At 62.2% G+C, this 20,722-nt stretch carries 16 protein-coding genes; 6 read left to right on the forward strand and 10 right to left on the reverse strand.

All coding sequences use genetic code 11. The annotated features are described in order from the left end of the window. Nucleotides 1-196: 196 nt before the first annotated feature. Nucleotides 197-1,177, forward strand: coding sequence for a tripartite tricarboxylate transporter substrate binding protein (locus HP556_RS24505; RefSeq protein ID WP_089264130.1), 981 nt, complete (start codon nucleotides 197-199; stop codon nucleotides 1,175-1,177). Here HP556_RS24505 and HP556_RS24510 read toward each other — a convergent pair. The 5 genes from HP556_RS24510 to HP556_RS30525 form a co-directional block, all read right to left on the reverse strand. Continuing rightward, entirely contained in the window at nucleotides 1,174-3,321 is a 2,148-nt protein-coding gene (locus tag HP556_RS24510; protein WP_246297892.1) for a carbamoyltransferase C-terminal domain-containing protein, read from the reverse strand. The two genes, HP556_RS24505 and HP556_RS24510, sit on opposite strands and share 4 nt — an antisense overlap. Nucleotides 3,322-3,395: 74 nt before the next feature. Next, nucleotides 3,396-4,754 carry a M23 family metallopeptidase gene (locus HP556_RS24515; protein WP_175368897.1) on the reverse strand — a complete coding sequence of 453 codons (1,359 nt, stop codon included), beginning with the start codon at nucleotides 4,752-4,754 and terminating at the stop codon, nucleotides 3,396-3,398. A 91-nt stretch (nucleotides 4,755-4,845) separates the two neighbouring features. Continuing rightward, nucleotides 4,846-5,640, reverse strand: coding sequence for a peroxiredoxin (locus HP556_RS24520; protein WP_175368898.1), 795 nt, complete (start codon nucleotides 5,638-5,640; stop codon nucleotides 4,846-4,848). A 20-nt stretch (nucleotides 5,641-5,660) separates the two neighbouring features. Next, nucleotides 5,661-5,801 carry a hypothetical protein gene (locus HP556_RS24525; protein WP_175368899.1) on the reverse strand — a complete coding sequence of 47 codons (141 nt, stop codon included), beginning with the start codon at nucleotides 5,799-5,801 and terminating at the stop codon, nucleotides 5,661-5,663. A 195-nt stretch (nucleotides 5,802-5,996) separates the two neighbouring features. After that, nucleotides 5,997-6,557 carry a hypothetical protein gene (locus tag HP556_RS30525; RefSeq protein ID WP_338117608.1) on the reverse strand — a complete coding sequence of 187 codons (561 nt, stop codon included), beginning with the start codon at nucleotides 6,555-6,557 and terminating at the stop codon, nucleotides 5,997-5,999. Between HP556_RS30525 and HP556_RS24530 the strand changes: the two genes are divergently transcribed. Then, nucleotides 6,513-9,746, forward strand: a complete 3,234-nt coding sequence (locus HP556_RS24530) for a YhdP family protein (protein WP_338117609.1) — start codon at nucleotides 6,513-6,515, stop codon at nucleotides 9,744-9,746. The two genes, HP556_RS30525 and HP556_RS24530, sit on opposite strands and share 45 nt — an antisense overlap. A gap of 45 nt (nucleotides 9,747-9,791) precedes the next feature. On the opposite strand, the gene HP556_RS24535 is transcribed toward HP556_RS24530, so the two are convergent. Next, nucleotides 9,792-10,535, reverse strand: coding sequence for an IclR family transcriptional regulator (locus tag HP556_RS24535; protein ID WP_175368901.1), 744 nt, complete (start codon nucleotides 10,533-10,535; stop codon nucleotides 9,792-9,794). 238 nt (nucleotides 10,536-10,773) lie between these two features. Between HP556_RS24535 and HP556_RS24540 the strand changes: the two genes are divergently transcribed. Together HP556_RS24540 and HP556_RS24545 are read left to right on the forward strand one after the other, a co-directional pair. Next, the gene (locus tag HP556_RS24540) at nucleotides 10,774-11,997 is read left to right on the forward strand and encodes an ABC transporter substrate-binding protein (RefSeq protein WP_175368902.1); all 1,224 of its coding nucleotides are present in this window, start codon (nucleotides 10,774-10,776) and stop codon (nucleotides 11,995-11,997) included. 105 nt (nucleotides 11,998-12,102) lie between these two features. Then, a complete protein-coding gene (locus HP556_RS24545; protein ID WP_175368903.1) occupies nucleotides 12,103-12,873 on the forward strand; it encodes an SDR family NAD(P)-dependent oxidoreductase in 771 nt (256 codons plus the stop codon). Nucleotides 12,874-12,948: 75 nt separating this feature from the next. Here the strand turns inward: HP556_RS24545 and HP556_RS24550 are convergent, their stop codons facing one another. The 4 genes from HP556_RS24550 to tyrS form a co-directional block, all read right to left on the reverse strand. Beyond that, on the reverse strand, nucleotides 12,949-14,643 hold the full coding sequence (locus tag HP556_RS24550; RefSeq protein WP_093758414.1) for a methyl-accepting chemotaxis protein: 1,695 nt from the start codon (nucleotides 14,641-14,643) through the stop codon (nucleotides 12,949-12,951). A gap of 185 nt (nucleotides 14,644-14,828) precedes the next feature. Then, nucleotides 14,829-16,523 (reverse strand): methyl-accepting chemotaxis protein, encoded by a 1,695-nt coding sequence (locus HP556_RS24555; protein WP_175368904.1) that lies wholly within the window; start codon nucleotides 16,521-16,523, stop codon nucleotides 14,829-14,831. 110 nt (nucleotides 16,524-16,633) lie between these two features. Beyond that, nucleotides 16,634-17,851 carry an MFS transporter gene (locus tag HP556_RS24560; protein WP_175368905.1) on the reverse strand — a complete coding sequence of 406 codons (1,218 nt, stop codon included), beginning with the start codon at nucleotides 17,849-17,851 and terminating at the stop codon, nucleotides 16,634-16,636. An 84-nt stretch (nucleotides 17,852-17,935) separates the two neighbouring features. Then, nucleotides 17,936-19,186: a tyrosine--tRNA ligase gene (tyrS, locus tag HP556_RS24565; RefSeq protein ID WP_175368906.1), complete on the reverse strand. Its 1,251-nt coding sequence runs from the start codon at nucleotides 19,184-19,186 to the stop codon at nucleotides 17,936-17,938. Between the two features lie 156 nt (nucleotides 19,187-19,342). Here tyrS and HP556_RS24570 point away from each other — a divergent pair, with 156 nt between their 5' ends. Both HP556_RS24570 and HP556_RS24575 read left to right on the forward strand, forming a co-directional pair. After that, entirely contained in the window at nucleotides 19,343-20,452 is a 1,110-nt protein-coding gene (locus HP556_RS24570) for an anhydro-N-acetylmuramic acid kinase (protein ID WP_175369129.1), read from the forward strand. A gap of 71 nt (nucleotides 20,453-20,523) precedes the next feature. After that, nucleotides 20,524-20,694: a hypothetical protein gene (locus HP556_RS24575; RefSeq protein ID WP_175368907.1), complete on the forward strand. Its 171-nt coding sequence runs from the start codon at nucleotides 20,524-20,526 to the stop codon at nucleotides 20,692-20,694. Nucleotides 20,695-20,722: the final 28 nt, after the last annotated feature.

Here is a 20,722-nt window from a genome sequence, read left to right on the forward strand (position 1 = left end):
TTAAGCCTACACAGGTTGCGGTTTTGATGAAGAGGCGCGGGGCATCATCTGCCCCACGCTCAATTCTGCGAGCTTCAACAACTTAGAGCTTTGAAAGAGCTCCAGGGCGCGCAGGCGCTGTCTCCCGAGATGGCGCGTCGTCCCCTGGATGCGACTGAAACCAATGCGTTGCTCAAAAACAAAACGGGAGACAAGTATGAAACGTCGCGACTTCATTGCAGGCCTCGGGGGCTTGTCGACGCTCGCTTTGACCGGTCAGGGTGTACGCGCGCAGGAAGCCTGGCCGAGCCGCAACATCACCATGGTCGTGCCATTTCCGGCTGGCGGGCAGGCCGACATCGCCGCGCGTCCGGTCGCGAGCTATATGCAGAAGGTCCTCGGCAAGCCGGTCATCATCGACAACCGCAGTGGCGCTGGCGGCTCGCTCGGCAACGCGACCGTTGCCCGCGCGCAGCCTGACGGGCATACGCTGCTGATGACGCTGTCGTCGCTTGCGGTGCTGCCTGAGTCGGATCGCATCTACGATCGGCCGGTCGCCTATGAAGTCGATCAACTGCAGCCTGTTGCGCGCGTGCTCGCAGATCCGACCCTGTTCGCCGTGCCGGCCAGCGCGCCGTGGAAGACGATTCAGGAATTCGTCGCTGACGCCAAGGCGCGTCCCGGAGCGATATCGTACGGATCGTCGGGTCCGTTCGGTACGCTGCACGTTTCGATGGAGATGTTTGCGATCGCCGCCGGCATCAAGCTGCTCCACGTCCCTTATCGCGGCGCAACGCCTGCGATCAGCGATCTCCTGGGTGGCCAAATCCAGGCGCTCGCCTCGGCGCCGGGCACGCTCAAGCAACATGTGGATGCCGGGACATTGCGTGTTCTCGCAAACTTCGGCGGCGAACGCCTCGCTGCCTTCCCGAATCTGCCGACGTTCAAGGAACTGGGCTATCCCGATGTCGAATTCTACATCTGGGCCGGCCTGTTTGCGCCGAAGGGAATGCCCGCACCGGTCGTGACCAAGTTGCGTGAGACAATGAAGCAGGCGATGAGCGATCCGGAAGTCACGAAGACATTCGAGGCTGCCGGCAATATGCCCGCCTATCAGGACTCGGAAGAGTTCGCGGCATTTGTGGCCAAGGACAGCGCGCGTCTGGTTGCCGTCGCAAGGAAGATCGGCAAGGTCTAACTGCGGCTGCGCGTCCACTCCGACAGCCAGGCCGTGAAGCGGCCGTTGTCGCGGGTGCCGCCATGCCAGGCGGCAGTCACCTGACCGTCGCTTGCAACCATCAGCACCACGTCGAGACCCGCCGAACGGCGCAGGGTCTCGACGGCCTGCTGCGGCGTCTGTGCGATCGGGCCAGCGACGTTGAATGAGGTATTCACCGAGAGCTCAACGCCGATATGGCGACCGAGCGCCTTGAGATAGGCATAGGTTAGTGGATCGTCCTCGGCGCGGACGATCTGGATACGGCCGGTGCCATCGGCATGAATAACGGCCGGAATTCTCTCCCGTGCATGCGGCTTCGATTGCGCCGTCAGCACCATGTAATTGTAGGCGTTGTAGTTCGCGTCGGATGCGCCCTCCAGCAAATCGAAATACTCGTGCGCCGCGTCAAGCGTCGCCATCGGTGCCAACGGGCGGATCGCCTCGCGATATTTCACGCGTTCATTGAGCCGTTCCCGCGTACCGGCGTCGCAGGGATTGGCGAGGATCGAGCGATGTCCGAGCGCGCGTGGGCCGGTTTCCGCCGCGCCCTGATAGAGCGCGATGATGGCGTTCTGTCCGACCACGAAGGCCATCAGGTCGGCAATTGTATCGCAGCCCTCAGGCGTTGAGATATTGCCGATCGTCTGTGTCTTGATGTCATCGGCCTGCAGTGCCGCGGTGATGTCGCCCTGCGTCGGCGCATCACCGCAATAGAAAGCGTGCGTCATCGGGGCGCCGCGTGGCGCGCCGGCGAGATGCGCTAACATCCAGGCCGCGCCGATGGTCACGCCGGGGTCGCCGGGTGTCGGTGGAATCCACAGATGCAGTCGTTTTGCACGCCCCTGAGTCTGCTTGAACCAGTTCTCGTCGAAATGCTGTAGCAGCCGCATATTGCCGAGTGCGTTCAGCGCCACGCCACCGGTGAGCACCAGCCGATGCGCGCCGGTGGTGCGCAGCAGATGATCGACGACGTGCTTCATCGCGTCCTCGAACACAAGCTGCGTCGCTGCCGCTTTATCGAGACGGTCCTGCGTATCCGGCCGGTGCTGGATATCTTCGACGCGCAGCACGGCGTCCGGATTCCAGAGCTGATCTGGCTTGAGCGGCTCGCCGAGAATCTTGATCAATGCGGACTTATAAGGCGCCTCGAACGGGTCGCAATACCAGTTGCCCATGGCGCGGTTGAGTTGGATCTCACCATTCGCACCGAAATGCAGCACCTCGCGCAACCGTGCGTAATACGGATTGCTGGCGCGATCCATGTCGCCCCAGGCAGCAGCGCCCATATAGCGGCCTTCGCTCGACAGCCATGTCCAGCCGCCCTGTGTCGACGAGATGACGCTGTAGAACGCACCCAAGGAGTCGAAGACGCTGTTATTGCAATAGAGCCGCTGCATCTCGCCATGCTTGGCGACATATAGGGAGACCGAGCCCAGATCCCCTGTACCATCCAGCACGGCGATCGCGACCGGTTCGTCATCGGGGAAGGGCGATGCGGCAAAGGAGAACCAGGCGTGGTTGTCGTGATGGGGCACCATCAGCAGCGGGACACGCGCGGGCAGGCCGAATTGCTTGCGGAGCAGCTTCGGGGTCCGCGTCATCTGCTCGAGGCGCCGTGCGTCGAAGCTGACGGAGTTCTTGGTGCGCAGCAGCTTCAATCCGTCGGGAAGTTCTTCGACGATGCTTCGCACCAGCGTGCCGAGCAGATCGGGATAGTCCCAGGTCGTCAGCCATGCATCGATATCGGCGACGTCACGGCCCATCGCTTGCAGCGTGACGCGCATCGCATCGAGTGCTGCGCGCGGATATTGCGTGGTGTGCTTGTCGCCCGAGAAGCGCTCTTCTTCGTTGTTGATGATGAGGCGCGGACCGTGAGCCCGCGTGACTTCGACCAGCGCCACGCCGGAATTGTGCGTGCCGGGCAGTCCGAGGCCGGCGAGCAGAACCGTTTCGCCGCGCGCCAGCTTGGCGCGGAGTTCCGAGATGCGACGGACCGTAAAGTGGGAGTCGTTGGCATGAAATCCTGCCAGCGTCATCGCCCAGGTCGCGACCCGACGTGTGGCGCGGAAACAGAACCGGCCGAGGCGGGCGAAACGGGGACCGATGCGTCGGGAGGATTTCAACGGGCTGCCTCGGATTGACGGAGACCCGCTTCAATCACATCAGGGGCAGGGCAACAATGCCCCGCATGCCGCAATTAGCCTGCGTTGAGGCGCACGCCGGCGCGGAGAAATTTCTGCGGGTCGACGGCCTCGCCGTCAATCCGGGTTTCATAGTGCAGATGCGGACCGGTGGAGCGGCCGGTCGAGCCCACTTGGCCGATTACCTGGCCGATCTTGATGACATCACCGACCTTGACGTTGATCACGGACATATGGCCGTAGCGGGTCGACAATCCGTTGCCATGGTCGATCTCGACCATGCGGCCGTAGCCGCCGGCATAGGCCGCGGAAACGACACGCCCGTTGGCCGTGGCGCGGATCGGGTCGCCCGTGGCGCCGCGGAAGTCGAGGCCCGTATGCATTGCGGGGCGGCCGAGGAACGGATCGCTGCGCACGCCGAAGCCCGAAGTGAATTCGACTTCGCCGACGACCGGCTTGCGATAGGGCACCAGCGCCATCGTCCGGTTGAGCTTGTCCATTTGCGCGCGGGTCACGTGGATGCGGTAGAGTTGGCGTTCGAACGGATCCGCGCTTGAAGATAGCTTGACCGGCACAAACGGGCCGCCCATGGGCGCGCGCGGTGTGGCGGATTCGAGTTTCGCCATATTGAGCCCGAGGTCCGAGATCGCGCCACGCATGCGGCGAACCTTGGAGTCCATGGATTCTTCAGCCGCGGCGAGTGTCGCAATCTGGCGGCTCTCGACCTGATCGAGCGAGGCCTGCAGGCGACCGATCACATTGTCGACGCCGCCGAGTTTGGCGAACTGGTTGGGTTGCTGGGCGGTGAGCGCAGGCGTGCGGGACTCAAGCCGCGCTTCGCGGTCCGGCGGCGCCACGAAGGTCACCGTGTCGCTGATCGGCGACGGCTTGGGGATCGATGTCGTCGGCTCGATCGCGGCTCCACGGGCCGGCGGCTTGCCGATCGAACCTGTAACAGACAGATCGGGCATGGCGCCGAGCGCCGTGGCGCGCGATTCCAGCGTGGTCTGCCGGCGCATGACCTGATCGAGCTTCTGGTCGAACTGTTCCTGGTCCAGCATCTGGCGGCTGGTGGTGCGGTCGATCTTTGCGCGGAGTTCGGCGATGCGATCTTCGTAGGCATATTGCATGTCTGCCTGGCGCGCGATGAGCTTGGTCAGCACGTCGTCGCGAAAGGCAAAGTAAGTGGCTGTGGCCGCAGACCATGCTCCCAGCACGGTCACTGTGCCGACGACGATCCAGAACACCACAGGTCCGATGCGAACCTGCTTGCCGCCATGAGCAATCGTATAGTCGCTTTGACTGGCTTTGGAGGCGGGCACCTTGACCGGCCCGACGCGGCGCGCCTGTGGCCGTCCATGGTCGTGTGCGTGGTGCTGAGGGTACTCGGCATATTGGGTAGGGCGGTTCGACATCAGCACTCCTGATGCCAGCCGGAGACTCGTCGGCTGGCTCAACGGAGGCGATTTGAGCCCTTCATGGTTAATTTTGAGCAAATGACATTGATCAAATCCGACGTGCCTCTTCGAGCACTGCGTCTGCGTGTCCGTCCACTTTGACGCCGTGCCAGATCTTCGCGACGTTGCCTTTTGCATCGATCAAAACCGTGGTGCGAAGAACGCCTTCGAAGGTCTTGCCGTACATGGATTTCTCGCCCCAGGCGCCATAGGCTTTCAGCATCGATTGTGTCGCATCCGACAGCAGCGGAACTCCCAGCGCGAACTTGTCGCGGAACGACTCCTGAGCCTTTAGCGGGTCGGCCGAGACGCCAAGCACGGCGGCGTTGGCTGCCTGAAAGTCGGCGGACAGGCGGGTGAAGTCGATGGCTTCCTTGGTGCAGCCCGGAGTGCTGGCGCGGGGGTAGAAGAAGATCACCAGCTTCTGGCCAGCATAGTCCGACAGCGAGACCGTGGCGCCGCCGTCACGGGGCAACTGGAAGGCCGGAGCCTTGGCCCCCTCGGCAGCGACACGAGGCGCCGGTGCGATTTTCTCGCGAGTTGCTTTCGGTGCCTCCACGGAGGGCGGCGCAGGCTTCGTAACTGCTTTGGGCGACGCCTTCGCGGCGATCGTCTTAGTCGCTGGAGCCTTTTTGGCGACAGGAGCCTTCGCGACGTTGGCGGCTGGCTTGGCTAGCGCCTTGGACACGGCTTTCGCCACAGGCTTGGCTTGCTTGGCGGCAGCCTTTTTGGCTGGGGACTTTGTCGCAGCCTTGGCAGGCTTCTTCGCCTTCGAGGGAGAAGCAGTCTTGGCCGTTTTCTTGGCGGCGGCCTTGGCGGGTTTCTTGCTGGCTTTCTTGGCCATGGATGTTCCTTTCTTCGCGTTCAGCGGTTCAATTGAGCGGCGCGCCCGACGAGGCGCTTGGTCGCAGTTTTCAGCTTCTGTCCGGCTTTCGCGCCCGATGCGTTTTCTGCCACTGTACAGATGGCCCGTTTCGAGGGATTCTTGCGCGATTTCTTGGACATACGCCTTCCTTTCGTCGCTTTCGGCGGCTCAGTGTGATGACATTGCAAAGCACCGGCGACCGGGCGGCGGCACGTTGCAGTGCAAATGCGCTGGCCCAAATATGCTGGTCTCGGAGTATGGTTACAAAGGATTCGACGCAACACACGTTCCGTGCGCCATAGGGGCGCCGCAACGACCGCACGACGAGTTATAATTCAAACCGAGGATTGGCAGCGATGCCGGCAGAAAAGCGCTCGTCGGTTGTCGATGCGCGAAGGGCCGGTGACGATCATTCTCATAGTCAGCGCCAGCACCGAGAGGCAATGGCCAGAAATAAGCCGCCACAAGCGTATCGATCGCGCGCCGATGACGAGTCCTTGCAATGGGATGATGCCGATTGGGATCATCAGCATGACGAGGCCGGGCATCACCGTGCACGCCGCTTGCTGTCCAAGAAAGATAGTGGCTGGCACCGTTTCGGCGATCGGCTGGTTGCGGTTCGCGATTGGCTGTTCGGCGGTCGATGGGTCAAGCGGATCGCGGCTGTTCTCGGCATCCTTCTGATTATTTTTGGCGTTTGCTTTGGCGCCTTGTGGGTCCGGCTGGGCGCAGGCCCGATCAATTTCGACATGGCCACACCGTGGCTGGTCGAGGCGATCCAGGACAATATCGGGCAGGGTAATACGGTCGAAGTTGGCGGCACGCAGATCGAACGCGCCGGGCGGGTCCGGATGGCTGTGCGAATCCGCGACATCGTCGTCCGCGATCGTGATCACGCCGTCGTGGCCAGTGCTCCGAAAGCCGAAGTCCGGCTCTCCGCTGCTGCCATGATGATGGGCCGCTTGCGCGCCGAAAGCCTCAACCTGGTCGATGTCGTGCTGGCTGTGCGCATTACGCCGGATGGGCAGGTGACCGTGTCGACCGGCGAGAATGCTCGCCCGATCGCGACGGGTGTCGCATCGCCGCGCACACCAGGGTCGTGGCTCGGTCCGGGCCGACAACCGGAACTCACTTTCCCGCGGCAGCCGCAGCCGCCGGTGGTCCAGATTCCGCAGCCCCCTGCTGACAAGCGCGAGGCCTCCACCGGCTTGCTTGCGGGTCTCGATTGGCTCGACAGCCTGACCCTGTCGGGCCTCGACGGACAGAACCTCAACGAGATCGGCCTGAAGAACGGCAAGCTGGTGGTTGATGACCAGCAGCGCGGCAATACGTGGGACTTCAACAATATCAGCCTGACCCTGCGCCGACCGAGCGGCGGCGGCGTCATGATGACAGTGGGTGAAGGCGGCAAGGCCCCATGGACACTCGGCGTCACGGTCGGCGCGCCAGCCAATGGCGTGCGTGCGGTCAGTCTGCGCGCCGACAAGGTCTCGACCCGGAATATCCTGCTCGCGCTGCGCATGAAGGATCTGACTTACAGCGCCGATCTGCCGCTGACCGGTGAGTTGAGGGGCGAAATCGGGCGCGACGGCCTCCCGACCTATTTCCGCGGCAAGCTCACTGCAGGCGCCGGCAACATCATCGATAACGACACGCCGGATTATCCGATGCCGATCGATCAGGCGGAGCTGAGCGTCGAGTGGGATGCCGGCCGCCGTGTGCTGCTGGCGCCGTTCAAGTTCGTGTCCGGCGAGAACCGCATCACTTCGCTTGCCCATGTCGAGCCACCCAATGGCGCGACCGACTCGTGGCAGGCAGGGATCAGCGGCGGCACCATCGTATTGGGTGGAGCTCCGGGTGAAGCGCCGCTGATCTTCAACAGCATCGACATTGGCTTGCGTTTCGATTCCGACAACCGCCGGGTTTTGCTGACGCGGGCGAATATCAGCAACGGCGAGATCGGCGTCGCCGGCACAGGCAGTATTGACTACGCCGGCGAGCCGCGCATGACCCTCGGCTTTGCGGGAACGCCGATGTCCGCCTCGGCGCTCAAGCGCATGTGGCCGATCCTGATTGTGCCGGAAGTGCGCGAATGGGTTACCGAACGCATCGAGGGCGGACAGCTTCAGAGCATCGAGATCGGGGTCAATTCGCCAACCAAGAACCTGACACGGCGCGGGCCGCCAATCCCCGATGAGGGGCTGTCGGTGAAGATCCTCGCCAATGGGGTGGCGCTACGTCCGGTGGATGGCATGCCGGTGATCCGCGACGGCGATCTGCGCGCGCGCGTCACAGGACGGACCGCGACCGTGACCATCGGTCAGGCGAACTCCGAGACCGCGGGCGGACGCAAGCTCAATCTCAGCGATATCGTGTTCGAAGTTCCGGACATGGCGCCGAAGCCATCGCCAGCTCGCGTGCGTTTCAAACTGGAGGGACCGGTGGCGGCCGTGGCCGATGTCCTCAACTCCAACCGTCTGAGCGAAGTCACCGGCAACATGCTCGACCCGGCGACCACCAAGGGCAATGTGACCGCGCAGGTCGCCATGGGCATGCCGATCCAGCACGAACTGACCAAGGCCGATACGACCTACAACATCACCGCGGATCTGACGGCATTTTCCGCCGACAAGCTGGTGATGAATCAGAAGCTCGAAGCCAATTCGCTGAAGGTCACAGCGAACAATCAGGGCTATCAGGTCAAGGGTGACGTCAAGATCAACGGGCAGGCGGCATCGCTCGACTATCGCAAGCCAACCGATGGCGATGCCGATGTGCGTCTCAACGCGACGCTCGACGATGCAAGCCGCGCGCGGCTCGGTGTGGACCTCGGACCGGCGGTGGTCGGCAATCTCCCGATCAAGGTTGTCGGCAAGATCGGCTCCGGGGACCGTGACAGCAAGCTCGGGGTCGACGCCGATCTGACGCCGTTGAAGCTCGACAACATCCTGCCGGGCTGGATGAAGCTGCCCGGCAAGAGCGCTCGCGCTGTCTTCAACGTCGTGAAGAAGGGCGACACAACCCGTCTGGAAGATATTGTCGTCGATGGCGGTGGGGCTTCGATCAAGGGCTCCGTCGAAGTCGATCAGAACGGTGACCTCGTCGGTGTGAACTTCCCGACCTATTCGCCGTCCGAGGGCGACAAGACGTCGTTGAAGGCAGACCGTGGTCCGGATGGCGTATTGAAAGTCACGATGCGTGGCGACGTGTTCGACGGCCGCGGCTTCCTGAAATCGGCGATTTCCGGCAAGGATGGGGATCCCAAGAGCAAAACCAAGTCGGTCGACTTCGATATTGATGTGAAGCTCGGCGCCGTTGCCGGTTACTACGGCGAGGCGGTTCGCAGCGTCGATGCCAAGATTTCGCGGCGCAACGGCACGATCCAGAAATTCTCCCTGAGCGGAAAGCTCGGACGCGACACACCGCTGACGGGCGACATGCGCGGGCGCTCCCAGGGGGCCGGCCGTGACGTCATCTATATCGAGACCAACGATGCCGGCGCCTTCCTGCGCGCGACCGACACCTATTCCAAGATGTCGGGGGGCCAGCTCGCATTGGCAATGGATCCGCCCTCATCGGACACCCGCGCCAAGGAAGGACTGATCAACATCCGCGACTTCAACGTCAAGGGTGAGGCGCAACTGGCCAGTGTTGCCGGAGGCGGGCAGAACGCGGCGCAGAGCAGCGTCGCGTTCTCGCGGTTGCGTGCCGAGTTCACGCGGCAGAACGGCCAGCTCACCATTCGGGATGGCGTCGTCAAAGGCCCGACCGTCGGCGCGACCATCGAAGGCAGCATCGATTACCCGCTCAACCAGGTTCGGATGAGCGGCACCTTTGTGCCGATGTATGGACTGAACAACATGTTCGGCCAGATTCCGATCGTCGGACTGTTTCTCGGCGGCGGCAGCAATGAAGGCCTGATCGGCGTCACTTACGAAGTCGTCGGTACGCCCGGTGCGCCGGTGCTGCGCGTCAATCCGATCTCGGCCATGGCACCGGGCGTGTTCCGCAAGATCTTCGAATTCGGCACCGGCAAGCAGAACAATTCGGTCGAATTCCCGAACCAGAACAACAACAGCAACTAACGACGTCTGTGGCTCAAGCGCAGCGCTCGCCGCATCGTGCGGGGCTTAGCTTGACGCGAGTTCGGATGCGAATCTCTGTATCAGCTTCTGGATGATGGCTGCCGTTTCGGGACGCCGTGTCAGGCAGCGCGACGTCGGACCGGCAACCACGAGCGACAACCGGCGATGTTGCACCGGCAAGGGCACGGCGACGCCCGCGAGGTCGGCGATATATTCCGATGAACTTTGCTGATAGCCGCGCTCGGCCGCCTCTCTGAGTTCGTCCTCGATCGCCTCTGCCGTTGTCGGTGTCGTGTGGGAGAAGGCTTCGAACTTGATCTTGCGATAGATCGCCTTGCGTTCCTCGGGCGAATGCTGCTCGAGAATGGCGCGGCCCACCGAACTCGCATGGACCGGAACGCGGTCGCCTATCTGCGCGAAGTAGCGCACCGAATGCGTGGACTCGACGACATCCAGGAAGATTGCTGACGTTCCGGCGAGGGCGGCGACGCCGGTCGTTTCGCCGGTCTGGTCGGCAATTTCGGTCACCAGCGCATGGGCCGCGTCCGGGAGCGGCTCGGCATCTGCGACAGCGCGGGCAAGCATTAGCCAGCGGGGGCTGGGATAGTAGCCGTTGCGCGCACGGGGCTCATAGAGCCAGCCCTTGTCGGCGATGGTGCCGACGAGATTGAACGTGCTGGAGCGCGGCCAGCCGAGGTCGTCCGAAATTTCGGCGAGCGTTGCGGGGCGTTTGCGCCGGGCGAAATACTCCATCAATTCAAGGACGTTGGCAGCTTGTCTGACCAGCATTGGAAATCTCATTCTTCCTTGTTGGCACGTCACGCGTCGCGACACGCTTGCGATTCTGCGCGTTCTGGTTGGCCCCTGTATCGCTGAAACGTCCTTGAAGCCATCCAGATCGGCGGCGGTGGTCTTGACTTACAATTCACGTATAGGTCTTATAAATTCATAAACAAGAATTATTCACGTGATTGCCGGGCTGGCGCCTTGCCAGGGGGGATCACGGAATTTGTCAGGGGAGGAATAGATGACCATTCGCAATACTGTTGCCGTGTCAGCCGTGGCGCTGTCGCTCGGATTGCTGTCCGCGCCGATGGCGTCGGCACAGACGCCGGTGAAGCTTGGCGTTCTCGCCGATATGTCCGGCATCTTCTCGGATATCGGCGGCATGGGCTCGTTCGATGCCACCAAGATGGCTGTCGAGGATTTCAACAAGCTTCCGGGCGCCGACAAGTTCAAGGTCGAGGTGATCCAGGGCGATCCGCAGAACAAGCCGGACATCGCGCGCAACATCGCGCGCAAGTGGTACGAGACCGAAGGCGTCGACGTCCTCGTCGACATTCCGACCAGCGCCACCTCGCTGGCTGTCGCGCCGCTCACGGCGGAGCTCAACAAGGTCGCGCTGTTCACGGCATCAGGCACGTCGGACCTGACGGGCAAAGCCTGCACGCCGAACTCGGTGCATTGGACCTATGACACCTGGGCACTGGCGCACGGTACGGCCGACGCCATGACCAAGGCCGGCGGCAAGAGCTGGTTCTTCCTTACTGTCGACTTCGCGCTGGGCGCTTCGCTAGAGCGTGATGCTACAGCCGTCATCAATGCCAATGGTGGCAAGGTGCTCGGCAGCATCAAGCACCCGACAGACTCGAACGATTTCGCGTCCTATCTGCTGCAGGCACAGGCCTCCAAGGCCGAGGTCATCGCACTGGCGAATGCCGGCGGCGATACCATCAAGGCGATCAAGCAGGCGTCTGAATTCGGTATCGTGCAGGCGGGCCAGAAGCTCGCCGGCATGCTGATGTTCATTTCGGATATCCACTCTCTCGGTCTCAACACGGCGCAGGGCCTGCAGCTCACTGAGGGCTTCTACTGGGATCTGAACGAGCAGACCCGCACCTTTGGCGAGCGCTTCGCCAAGCGCAACAACGGTCGCTATCCCAGTATGAACCAGGCCGGCGCTTATTCGGCGTCGCTCACCTATCTGAAGGCGGTCGCCAAGGTGGGCTCGCCGAAGGATGGCGCGGCGGTCGTCAAGGCGATCCGCGAGATGGGCACGTTCGACGATCCGCTGTTCGGCAAGACCACGCTACGTGAGGATGGCCGCGTGCTGCACGACATGTATCTGCTGCAGGTCAAGAAGCCCGCTGAGTCGAAGAAGCCGTACGATTATTACAATGTTCTGGCGACGATCCCGGCCGACACGGCCTTCCGTCCGCTCAAGGACGGCGGTTGCCCGCTGATCAAGTAACGGCTGCAGCAACGAACGATGAGAACGCGCAGATGTCGGTGACCCCGCGCTGCGCGTTTTTCTTTTTCTGAACCGCGATATCAAAACCATCACAAGGACAACAGAATGCGTCTCGCCAATAAACTCGCCGCCGTCACCGCTGCTGCATCGGGCATGGGACGCGCCGGCGTCGAACTGTTCCTCAAGGAAGGCGCCAAGGTCGCCGCCATTGACGTCAATGCGGACGCGCTCGCGCAGCTCAAATCCGACATGAAGAAGCTGGGTTATGAGCTCACCACCATCCAGGCCGATCTGTCGAAGACCGAACAGATGAAGAGTTCAATCAACGACGCGGCTGCCGCGCTCGGCGGCATCGATATCCTCTGGGCCCATGCCGGCACACCAGGGCCGGCCGGCGTCGAGAATCTCGACCTCACGGCCTATGAATTTGCGATGGCGCTCAACGTCACCTCGGCGACGCTGGCGGCCGGCGAAGTGATCAAGCACATGCGCAAGCGCGGCGGCGGCTCGGTGATCTTCACCTCGTCGGTGTCGGGCATTGTCGGCTCCATGATGAGCCCGATCTATTCGGCTGCTAAGTTCGCTGTGGTCGGCCTCACCAAGTCGCTGGCACAGGCATTTGCTTCCGATAAAGTCCGCGTCAACGTGATCTGCCCGGGTCTTGCGGATACACCGATGAAGCTCGGTTTCACCGGCCGCTCGGGCGTCGCAGCGGAAGCTGCGGCCAACGAGGCCAAGCTTTTGGCGGCGGTGCCCATGGGCCGTCTCTGTAAGGCCGAGGATGTGGCGCATGCCGCGCTGTGGCTTGGTTCGGACGATGCTTCCTTCATCACGGGCATCGCGCTGCCGGTGGATGGCGGCTTTACCGCGCGCTGATCTGCGATCACCGCAAAAATAGAGAAGGGCGCGGTCATGGCTGACCGCGCCCTTCTTGTTTGGCGGCAATGCGTATCAGGCGGCGCGTACGCCGGCGAGGAAGGTTTTGACTTCGCCGGAGAGTTGCTCGGCCTGTTTCGACAGGCCGGTTGCCGCACTCAGCACCATACCCGCAGCGTTGCCGGTCTCGTGCGCTGCCGAGCTGACACCGCCGATATTGGTGGTGACGTTCTGGGTCGCCTGCGCCGTCTGCGTCACGTTGCGAGCAATTTCCGCAGTCGCCGTACCTTGCTCCTCGATGGCAGAGCCGATCGTGGTGGCGATGGCGCTGACTTCTTCGATCGTGGCGGTGATGCCCTGGATGGCATCGACGGCTTCCTTGGTCGCGCTCTGGATTTGCGCGATGCGCGTGCTGATCTCCTTGGTGGCATCGGCGGTCTGCCCGGCGAGGCTCTTCACTTCGGTGGCGACCACCGCGAAGCCGCGGCCGGCATCGCCAGCGCGTGCAGCTTCGATGGTGGCGTTCAGAGCGAGGAGGTTGGTCTGGGCGGCGATGGTTTGGATCAGCTCGACGACATGTTCGATCTGCTGTGCGCCATCCGCCAGCGCCCGCACGATGGTATCGGTGCGGCGTGCACTATCCACCGCGTGCGACGTGATCTTGGCGGACTGGGCCATCTGGCGGGCGATCTCGGTGATCGACGACGACAGTTCTTCGGCGGCAGATGCGACTGTCTGAACGCGTGTGCTGGCTTCGGTCGCAGCCGAGCTGACCATGGTGGCCTGCTGGTTGGTGCGATCGGCTGTGCCCGTCATGGACTGTGCGGTGGCTTCGAGCTCGGTCGACCCCGATGCCATCAGTCCGACAAGCTGGCCGACGGATGCGTCGAAGCGATTGGCAAGGGCGATCAACGCCTCGCGCTTCTCGGCTTCGCTCATCTGCTTCAGCTTGGACTGCTCGGCTTCGAGAGACCGTGCCGTGAGTGAGGTCTGCCGAAGCATTTCCAGCGTTTCCGCCATGCGGCCGATTTCGTCGCCGCGATCGGTTTCCTCGACCTTGGCGTCGAGCGCTCCGTTGGCGATGTCATGCATGCGTGACTGCAACCGGCGAAGTGCACCGAGGATGTCGCTGGAAATCAGCCAGGACAACAGCGCCATCAGCGCGAGGACGCCAGCACCGATAGCGCCGAGGCGCATCAGCAGCGCATTCATGTCGGCATCGAGGTCGTCCACATAGACGCCGATGCTGATGACGACGTTCCACGGCGCAAATTTGCGCGCGAACACGACTTTCGGCCGAGGCTCATCCTGTCCAGGACGTGGATACAGATAGGTCGCGGTCGCACCTTCAGGCTTGCTGTTGGCGGCGGCGATGACGGCGGAGGCGATCAGGACGCCGTTGGAATCCTTGCCGTTGGTGATGGTGCCTTCGAGTTTCGGAAGCGTGCCGTGGACCATCACGGTGGAGTCGGCGCGATAGGCGAGCACGTAGCCCTGTCCCTTGTCGAACAACATGCGTCGGCTGCGCAGGCGAAGCTGATCTTCAGCTTCCGGCAGCTTCATCTTGCCCGCTTCAACTTCGTCCTGGAGCGATTGCGCGAGGCCAGTGACGAGATCGACGGCGGTGCGGAGCTGCAAAATCCGATCCTCCATCATCCGCTTCTGACTAAGCGAAGCGGCGACCGCGATGACGGCGCAGACCGCAATGGCAGAGACCGCGACCATGCTGACGAGCTTGGTGCGGATCGTGAAGTTACTGAGCAGACTCATCTGGACCTCGGCGTGAGAGTGACCAGACAATAATACCGTCAACCTGCTTACCAATGGTAAATCACGGGTTGCAATGCGCATCTTGAAGCGAGTTCAGCATGCGTCGCTTCGTCAGGTCCTGAAATGAAAAAGGCGCAGTCATTGCTGACTGCGCCTTTCATTTAATGGGGTTTAGTTCGTCATGCTTAGGCAGCCCGCACGCCGGCGAGGAACGTCGTGACTTCGCCAGACAATTGCTCGGCCTGCTTCGATAGGCCGGAAGCGGCGTTGAGCACCATGCCGGCAGCGTCGCCGGTCTCATGCGCGGCAGCGCTGACGCCGCCAATATTGGTAGTGACGTCCTGCGTAGCCTGCGCCGTCTGCGTCACGTTGCGGGCGATCTCCGCGGTCGCGGCACCTTGCTCCTCAATGGCGGAGCCGATCGTGGTGGCGATGGCGCTGACTTCCTCGATGGTGGCGGTGATGCCCTGGATCGCGTCGACAGCTTCCTTGGTCGCACTCTGGATCTGCGCGATGCGGGTGCTGATTTCCTTGGTGGCGTCGGCGGTCTGACCGGCAAGGCTCTTCACTTCGGTCGCCACGACGGCGAAGCCGCGGCCTGCATCACCGGCGCGGGCGGCTTCGATCGTGGCATTTAGCGCCAGCAAGTTGGTCTGGCCGGCAATCGTCGAGATCAGTTCTACGACATGCTCGATCTGCTGCGCGCCGTCAGCGAGGGCGCGAACGATGGTGTCGGTGCGGCGGGCGCTATCGACGGCGTGGGTGGTGATCTTGGCCGACTGCGCCATCTGACGCGCGATCTCGGCGATAGACGATGACAGTTCCTCGGCGGCGGCGGCGACCGTCTGCACGCGGGTGCTGGCTTGCAAGGCGGCAGTGTTGACGATGCCGGCCTGGTCATTGGTGCGGGCGGCGGTGCCGCTCATCGACTGCGCGGTGGCTTCGAGCTCGGTCGAACCGGATGCCATCAGGCCGACCAACTGGCCGACCGAAGAGTCGAAACGATCGGCGAGGGCAATCAGCGCATCGCGCTTCTCGGCTTCACTCATCTGTTTCAACTTGGCCTGCTCGGCTTCGAGGGAGCGGGCGGTTAGCGAGGTCTGGCGCAGCATTTCCAGCGTTTCGGCCATGCGGCCGATTTCGTCGCCGCGGTCGGTTTCGCCGACATTCTCATCGAGCGCGCCATTGGCAATCGCGTGCATACGTGCCTGCAGCCGGCGGAGTGCGCTCAGGATGTCGCTGGCCATCAGAAAGGACAGCAGTGCCATAACAGCGAGGACGCCGGCGCCGAGCGAGCCGAGGCGGACGAGGAGAGCATTCACGTCGGCGTCGAGGTCGTCGATATAAAGGCCGGTGCTGAAGGTGATATCCCATGGGGCATAGTAACGAGCAAAGACCATTTTGGCGGTCGGCTCAGTCTGGCCGGGACGCGGATAGAGATAGTAAGTGCTGCCGCCATTGGCGGTCTGGCGTGCGGCGTCGATGATTGCTCTGGAAATCAGGATGCCATTGGAATCCTTGGCGCCCGTGTTCTTGTCTTCCAACTTCGGATTACCGGCATTTACCAACAGGACGCCGTCGGGCCTGTAGGCCACGAGATAGCCCTGCTTGTTGCCGAAGGTCATGTTGCGGGCGAGCTGGCGATAGCGCATCTGGGCGTCAGCCAAGGAGATCTTTCCGGCCGCAATTTCTTCCTGCATGCTGTCGGCCATGCCGACCATCAGATCGACCGCAGTGTGGAGCTGTTCCATCCGATCCTGCTGCATGCGCTTCTGGCTCAGCGAAGCAGCCACCGCAATGATGGCGCAGATAGACGCAGCAGAGACCAGCACCATGCTGGTGAGCTTGGTGCGGATGGTGAAACGGCTAAGCAAACTCATGTCGACCTCTGATCGGAGCATTACTGGCAAAAAGATACCAGCGAGTCGCTTACCAATCGTGAAAGCTGACAAACTCAATGAGTTCGCTGTGCGAACGCGCGTGTAGCGATTTAGCGGCGCAAGGCAGGGACGACGAGAAACGGGATCATGCCGATCACGACGCTGATCAAGGCAAAGGCGAGCAGCGCGTTATAGCTCTGGGTCCAGTCATGCAGCAGGCCGCCGGTCCATGAGCCAAGTGCCGCTCCGAGCCCGCTGCCGAAGGTGATCGTCCCATAAATGGTGCCCATCCGTTTGCCGCGAAAGATCTTCATGGCGGTCGCTGACAGCAGCGGGCCGCGCGATCCGATCATGCTGCCGAAGCAGACGACGAAGCCGGTGAGCAGCGCGTAGTTCGGATACCATTGCAGCAGCCACAGCATCACGATGCCGAGGATCGACATTGAATAACTGAACAGGATCGACGGCCGTCGACCGATCACGCCGTCGAGCCAGCTGACGCCGATCATGCCGAACAGCAGCGCTATGCCGCTGAAACCCCAAGCCGTCGCTGCTTGCAGAGGCGGGAAGCCGACATCGACGAGATAGGCGACCACTTGCGGCGTGATTGCAAACATGCCGATGGCAGTGAAGAAGAATGTGCCGAATAGCGCCCAGAATGCGTGATGGCGCATGGCGCCGACCAGTGTCCATCCTTCGTCGATGATGTCGTCGTGCTTCTCCGATTTATCGAGATGCGGCGACCCCGCGCTGATCTTACGCCAAGGTAGCAATATGGTGGGTACCAGCAGGGCCAGCGCGATCATGCCGAAGGTGCGGTAGGCGCCACGCCACTCGATGTGATCGATCAGAAGCTGTGCAAGCGGCAGCATCACCAGGACGCCTGCGCCGGTGGCGGAATAGAAAACCGACATTGCTAGCGGCAGTCGCTTGCCGAACCAGCGTCCCAGCAGCAGCGCATTCGGGACGTTGCCGATGCAGGCGACGGCAAAGCCGAAACAGGCACCGAGGGCGAGCTGAAACTGCCACAGGTGCTGGGCATAGGCGGCGGCCAGCAACGAAAGTCCAAGGACCGAAAGGCCGGCGACGAATACCGTGCGCGGCCCCGAGCGATCGAACAGCCGGCCGATCAATGGAGATGACAGGCCGACGCACAGCGCCGTCAACGAATAGATCGAAACGACTTCGCTACGGTCCCAGCCGAATGATTGTGAAATCGGCAGCAGGAAGACCGAGAAACTCTCCTGCAGTCCCCGGCCGAACAGCGCAAAGGTGAAGCTGAGGCCGAGGACCGATAGTCCGATGCGTTGCGACGACTTCAAATCCATCTGGCTCTTCTTCACGGCGTTTGCGACAGCTGCGCCATGGAGCGCGTTTCACCGGGCATGAACAAGTGCGCTGGATGAATGTGGCTATGCAGGCTTGAGCAGGATGTGCCGCTTCTTCCCGAGCGAGAGCTTGATGACGCCTTCCGTCAGCAGCGCGGGAGTCAGCATCATCTTTTCGTCGGTGACCGCAACATCGTTGACGCGCAAGCCACTGCCCTTGATCTGCCGCCGCGCTTCGCCGTTCGACGCGACGAAACCGGCATTGACGAAGGCCGCGAGGACACCGATGCCTGCTTCAAGTTCAGCTTGCGGAATATTGACGGTCGGCAAGCTGTCGGCGAGCGCGCCTTCCTCGAAGGTCTTGCGTGCCGTCTCCGCAGCGGCATTTGCTGCATCGCGGTCGTGCACCACGGCCGTCGCTTCGGTGGCGAGAATCTTCTTCGCCTCGTTGATCTCCGAACCGCTCAAGGCGGCGAGCTTGGCGATTTCGTCGAGGGGCAGGCGTGTGAAGACCTTGAGGAAACGGCCGACGTCTGCATCTTCGGTGTTGCGGAAGTACTGCCAGAAGTCGTAGGGGCTGAAGAGGTCACCGTTGAGCCAGACGGCGCCGGAGGCCGACTTGCCCATCTTCTCGCCAGATGACTTGGTGAGCAGCGGCGTTGTCAGCGCGTAGAGCTGCGGGCCGCCCATGCGGTGGCTGAGATCGACGCCATTGATGATGTTGCCCCACTGGTCGGAGCCGCCCATCTGCAGCAGCGTGCCGTAGCGGCGGTTGAGCTCGACGAAGTCGTAGCCCTGCATGATCATGTAGTTGAATTCGAGGAAGGACAGCGACTGGTCGCGGTCGAGGCGCAGCTTCACGCTGTCGAAGGACAACATACGATTGACCGAGAAGTGGCGGCCGACGTCGCGCAGGAATTCGACATAGTTCAGCTTCAGCAGCCAGTCCGCATTGTTGATCATCAGTGCGTCGGTCGGGCCGTCGCCATAGGTCAGCATCTTGCCGAAGATTTTCTTGATGCCTTCGATGTTCTCCGCGATCTTCTCGACCGTCAGCAGTTGCCGCTGGTCGTCCCGGAACGACGGGTCGCCGACCATCGAGGTACCGCCGCCCATCAGCGTGATCGGGCGGTGGCCGGTCTGCTGAAACCAGTACAACATGGTCACCGAGATCAGATTGCCGATATGCAGACTGGTCGCCGTGGCGTCATAGCCCACATAAGCCGTGACCGGTCCTTTGCAGCAGGTGGCGTCCAGCGCCTCGGCATCCGAGACCTGATGGATCAGGCCGCGGCTCTGCAGGACGTTGAGAAAATCGGACTTGTAGCTGGTCATCGGTTTACGGCTCGGTTCGGATAATTTTACGCTGTCTCAATGGATTGGCGGCAAGGTGGGGGCGTGCTGGCTGCCCCAAAGTGCCTGTGGCATTATAAGATTGGACGCTTCGACACAAGTTTTGACCGGAAATGAGGGCTTTGCCGTGTGCCTGATATGCTGACCGCGATCGGACTAATGAGCGGAACCTCGCTGGACGGGGTCGATGTCGCCCTGATCGAGACCGATGGCGAACGGGTCGGGTCGTTCGGTCCGTCGGGGTATCGGCCATATAGCGAGGCTGAGCGTGCCGTGTTGCGCCAGGCGCTGGCTGAGGCCGTGCAACTGAGCCGGCGCGATATTAGGCCGGGCAGTCTGGCCGAGGCGGAGCGGGTGGTGACATCGGCCCATGCCGAGGCCGTCGAGGCGTTTCTGACTGATCATGGCATCGCACGAGGCAGCATCGACATTGTCGGCTTTCACGGCCAGACCGTGCTGCATCGTCCCGCCGATCGACTTACCGTGCAGATTGGCGACGGGGCGAGCCTTGCCGGGATGGTCGGCCTGCCGGTGATCCACGACCTGCGCGCGGCTGATGTGGCTGCGGGCGGGCAGGGAGCGCCGCTGGTGCCGGTCTATCACCGTGCGTTGGCGCAGGGACTGCATCGTGACGGGCCCATTGCCGTGGTCAATATCGGCGGCGTGTCCAATGTGACTTACATTGATGGCGACATCGCGTTGATTGCCTGCGACACCGGTCCGGGCAATGCACTGCTCGATGATTTCGTGTTGCGTGCAACGGGGCAGCCGTTCGATGCGGATGGCGCATTGGCGGCGCAGGGCCGCGTCGATGATGCGTGGGTCGCAAAGGGGTTGCAGAATCCGTTCTTTGCGGCAGCGCCGCCGAAGTCGCTTGATCGCAATCACTTCGCTGCATTGCAACTGAGCGATACGACTCCGGCTGATGGTGCAGCGACACTGACGGCGTTCACCGCGGCGACCATCGCCAGCATTGCGCCGCTGTTACCGAAGCCGCCGCGCAGCTGGATCATCGCCGGCGGCGGCGCACGCAATCCGACGATGCTGCGCATGCTGCGGGAGCGATTGCCGGCCGCTAGCGTCGAGAGTGCGAATGACCTGGGCTGGTCGGCCGATGCGATGGAAGCGCAGGCCTTCGCGTTCCTGGCGGCGCGCTCGCTTGCGGGCTTGCCGTTGAGCTATCCGGCAACGACTGGTGTGCCGGAGCCGATGACGGGCGGTGTGAGAGCGGACTACCTCGCGAGCTAGTGCGAAGTTCGTCATAGCTAAGGCGATTCGACTCACTCAACGAATCAGGTTGATCGCGAATAACGGCGTCGATGGCTGTGGTAGTCGGCAAGCTGCCGCGGACACGGATGCGTGATGGCATCATTAAATCTCGTGATAAGTTCGGTAAGGAAATGCCGCGGCTTGCCGATTATGTTGCCGAAAGCACACAGCCGGAAAATGATGCTGCGACAATCGACCGCGCGCATTGTTTCGCAACATGATCTTCCACAACTCTGCCTCATGAATGGC

Origin of the sequence: Tardiphaga robiniae (genome assembly GCF_013359755.1) — a bacterium.
GTDB classification, from domain to species: Bacteria; Pseudomonadota; Alphaproteobacteria; order Rhizobiales; family Xanthobacteraceae; genus Tardiphaga; species Tardiphaga robiniae.

Bases quoted from the DNA above. Each gene is read 5' to 3' on its own strand.
- HP556_RS24505 (WP_089264130.1), top strand. From the start codon at position 197: ATGAAACGTCGCGACTTCATTGCAGGCCTCGGGGGCTTGTCGACGCTC.
- HP556_RS24515 (WP_175368897.1), bottom strand. From the start codon at position 4,754: ATGTCGAACCGCCCTACCCAATATGCCGAGTACCCTCAGCACCACGCA.
- HP556_RS24520 (WP_175368898.1), bottom strand. From the start codon at position 5,640: ATGGCCAAGAAAGCCAGCAAGAAACCCGCCAAGGCCGCCGCCAAGAAA.
- HP556_RS24525 (WP_175368899.1), bottom strand. From the start codon at position 5,801: ATGTCCAAGAAATCGCGCAAGAATCCCTCGAAACGGGCCATCTGTACA.
- HP556_RS24530 (WP_338117609.1), top strand. From the start codon at position 6,513: ATGGCTGTGCGAATCCGCGACATCGTCGTCCGCGATCGTGATCACGCC.
- HP556_RS24535 (WP_175368901.1), bottom strand. From the start codon at position 10,535: ATGCTGGTCAGACAAGCTGCCAACGTCCTTGAATTGATGGAGTATTTC.
- HP556_RS24540 (WP_175368902.1), top strand. From the start codon at position 10,774: ATGACCATTCGCAATACTGTTGCCGTGTCAGCCGTGGCGCTGTCGCTC.
- HP556_RS24545 (WP_175368903.1), top strand. From the start codon at position 12,103: ATGCGTCTCGCCAATAAACTCGCCGCCGTCACCGCTGCTGCATCGGGC.
- HP556_RS24550 (WP_093758414.1), bottom strand. From the start codon at position 14,643: ATGAGTCTGCTCAGTAACTTCACGATCCGCACCAAGCTCGTCAGCATG.
- HP556_RS24555 (WP_175368904.1), bottom strand. From the start codon at position 16,523: ATGAGTTTGCTTAGCCGTTTCACCATCCGCACCAAGCTCACCAGCATG.
- HP556_RS24560 (WP_175368905.1), bottom strand. From the start codon at position 17,851: ATGGATTTGAAGTCGTCGCAACGCATCGGACTATCGGTCCTCGGCCTC.
- tyrS (WP_175368906.1), bottom strand. From the start codon at position 19,186: ATGACCAGCTACAAGTCCGATTTTCTCAACGTCCTGCAGAGCCGCGGC.
- HP556_RS24570 (WP_175369129.1), top strand. From the start codon at position 19,343: ATGCTGACCGCGATCGGACTAATGAGCGGAACCTCGCTGGACGGGGTC.
- HP556_RS24575 (WP_175368907.1), top strand. From the start codon at position 20,524: ATGGCTGTGGTAGTCGGCAAGCTGCCGCGGACACGGATGCGTGATGGC.